The organism is Burkholderia sp. AU4i, assembly GCF_000466765.1.
Lineage (GTDB): Bacteria > Pseudomonadota > Gammaproteobacteria > Burkholderiales > Burkholderiaceae > Burkholderia > Burkholderia cepacia.
The window spans coordinates 1-2,615 of record NZ_ASSI01000389.1; the positions used below are offsets into that span (position 1 = coordinate 1).

Genomic DNA, 2,615 nt, shown 5'->3' on the forward strand with positions numbered 1-2,615 from the left:
ACTGGAGTTCAGACGTGTGCTCTTCCGATCTGCGACGTGCGGCGCGGCGCGCTTCAGCGGGCGGCGCACGAGCGGCCTCCCCAGCGGGCGTCGAGCGTGCCGTCCGCGCCGAACCGGTAGCGCCCGTCGCGCCAGCCGAGCCCGAACAGCGTCAGCACGCTCGTGTAGTAACCGGGCGCCGACTGGCGCGCGAGCGTATCGACACGCGCCGCCTGCGCATCGGCGAGGGCACGCTGGCCGCGCGCGTCGAGGAACGGCACGGCGGCCGCCGAAAACCCGCCGTTGCCGTCGTTCGGCCCCGCGACGCCCGTCGTCGTGTCGACCTTCTCCGGCGGCGCGCCATGCGCGGCGATGTAGTCGGCGAACGGCGCAAAGCGTGCGAGCAACGGCGCGGCGAGCGGATCGGCGCGGTCGAGCATGCCGGCCCACAGATACACGCGGATCGCGTTGTACGCGCTCTCCGCATGCGTGTCGCGATCGGGCCCGAAACCCGTGCCCGCGCGATACAGCGCCCAGTCGGGCGAAAAGCCCTTCGGTGCCGTGTCGAGCAGCACGCGGCCGGTACTGGCGGCGAGCGCGGCCCAGCGCCGGTCGTCGGGCAGGCGCGCGCCGAGCGCGCGGATCACCTGCGGCGGCGAATAGCTCGGGTTCACGCGCCATCGGCCGTCGGCGAGCTTGAACCCCGTCGGCCCCGGCAGCAGCGTGAGGCCGAGGCCCGGCACGGTCGCGGTCTCGTCGTCGAGCACGCGCTTCGCGAGCAGCGCGCCGCGCGCCGTGTAGCTGCGCTCGTGCCACAGCCGTCCGGCCTCCACGAGTGCATACGCGATCCACAGGTCGGCGTCCGACGCCGCGTTCGCGTCGAGCACGCGCCACGCGCCGTCGGGCGCACGGCCCCACAGCCACGCCGGCAGGTGCGCGCTCAGGTCGCCCTGCGCGAGATTGTTCTCGGTCCACGCGAGGATCGTGTCGAACATGCGCCGGTCGTTCGCGACCAGCGCGAAGAAGAGTCCATACGCCTGCCCCTCCGACACCGTGCGTGAATCGGCCGAGCCGACGTCGATCACGCGGCCGTCGGCCGAGATGAAATCGCGCTTGAACGCGTCCCAGCGCGGCCACGCGGCGCCGCATCCCGCGTCGGCCGCGTCAGCCGCACCCGCGGCGTGCGCGCGCGCGGCCATGCCGGCTGCCGTGCACGTCATCGCCACCGCCAGCGCGAGTACCGCGCCGACGCGCCGCGCCGGCCGCGTTGCCCGTCGCTTCGCCATAACCCGCGCCATCCGTTACATCCCCCGTCGACGCGCGGCGATTCTCTGCAGCACGCTGAACACGCCGAGCGCGAGCAACAGCCCCGCGACCACGCCGACCGCGCCGAGCACGACCGGATGCCGCGCCGCTTCCGTCCACACGCGCGCATACCACGGCACGAAGCCGACCACGTAAGGCTCGCCGACGCGCAGGCTGTCGACCTGCCCCGGCCGCACCAGCGCGAGGTCGCCCTGCAGCTGCGACACGAGCCCGGCGTTCTCGAACACGTCGAGCAGGTCGCCGAGGCGCGGCTGGTCGGTCGCCGTCAGCGCGACCACGCTGCGCCCCCGGCTGCCCGGCAGCTCGAACCCGGCAAGCGCCGCGAGCGAGCCGGTCTGCTCGATGTGCGCGCCGCCTTCGGCCAGGCCGACGCCGTTGCGCCAGCGCTCCTTCACCGAGAACGCGATGCGCGCGGTGCCTTCGCTGCCCGCGCCGCCCTGCTCGCCGATCACGAGCGGCAGCGCCGAGCGCCAGTGCGCGAGCAGCGGCGACGCGGGCGAGCCGTCGATCACGAGCAGGTCCTTGCTGCCCGACAGCGCGGCGACGTCGCCGGGCCGCGCGACCTGCACGCGCAGGGCCGGAAACCCGGTCCATTCGCCCATGTGGCCGAGCATCGTCAGGTAGGCCTCGAGCTCCTGCGGCGACGGCCGGTCGGGCATCACGACGGCCGTCTGCGACAGGTCGGCGAAGCGCGTGAACGGGAAGCCGCTGTTCGCGAAGAACGCGAGGTTCGGCAATTGCGCGTAATGGACGAAGTGCGAGAAGTCGATCGTCGAATCGGGATCGATCGCCGCGCGCTGCGGCTCGGTCGCCGTGCTCGAGCACAGGCCCGTCTTCTGCGAGTCGAGCGTGAAGCGGAACTGCAGCTGGTTGCCGCTGCCGACCCGGAACGCCGGGATGTCGACGTCGCTCGTCACGCGCCCTTCGGGCACCGACAGCAGCGGCAGCTGCATGCGGCCGTGCGCGTCCTCGGCATGGGACGGCCCGAGCCGGTACGACTTCACGAGCTGCTCGTTGATCTCGACGGCGAGCGTCGAGTTGTCCTGCACGGTCGGCGCCGTGTAGCGGTAGCGCAGCGTGATCGGCACGCCCGCGCCGTTCCACGAATGCAGATCGGCCGGCACGCGCAGGTTCAGGCGGATGGCGTCGGGCGTCGTGCCGCGCACTTCCAGCTGGCGCGTATCGGATACCAGCTCGCGGAACGCGATCGGCCGGTTCACGGGCAACCAGCGCGGCGCGTCGTACGGCTTGCGCGGCGCGCCGGGATCGACGTGCGCGACCGTCGCCGCCGGCCCCGACAGCGCCGCGCG

General features: G+C 73.2%; 2 protein-coding genes. Both read right to left on the reverse strand.

All coding sequences use genetic code 11. From position 1 onward, the window contains the following. Nucleotides 1-53: 53 nt before the first annotated feature. The gene (gene bcsZ / locus L810_RS42955; RefSeq protein WP_042978418.1) at nucleotides 54-1,277 is read right to left on the reverse strand and encodes a cellulose synthase complex periplasmic endoglucanase BcsZ; all 1,224 of its coding nucleotides are present in this window, start codon (nucleotides 1,275-1,277) and stop codon (nucleotides 54-56) included. A gap of 3 nt (nucleotides 1,278-1,280) precedes the next feature. After that, nucleotides 1,281-2,615: cellulose biosynthesis cyclic di-GMP-binding regulatory protein BcsB (locus L810_RS42960; protein WP_042978419.1), on the reverse strand; the 1,335-nt coding region annotated here is incomplete at its 5' end.

Bases quoted from the DNA above. Each gene is read 5' to 3' on its own strand.
- bcsZ (WP_042978418.1), bottom strand. From the start codon at position 1,277: ATGGCGCGGGTTATGGCGAAGCGACGGGCAACGCGGCCGGCGCGGCGC.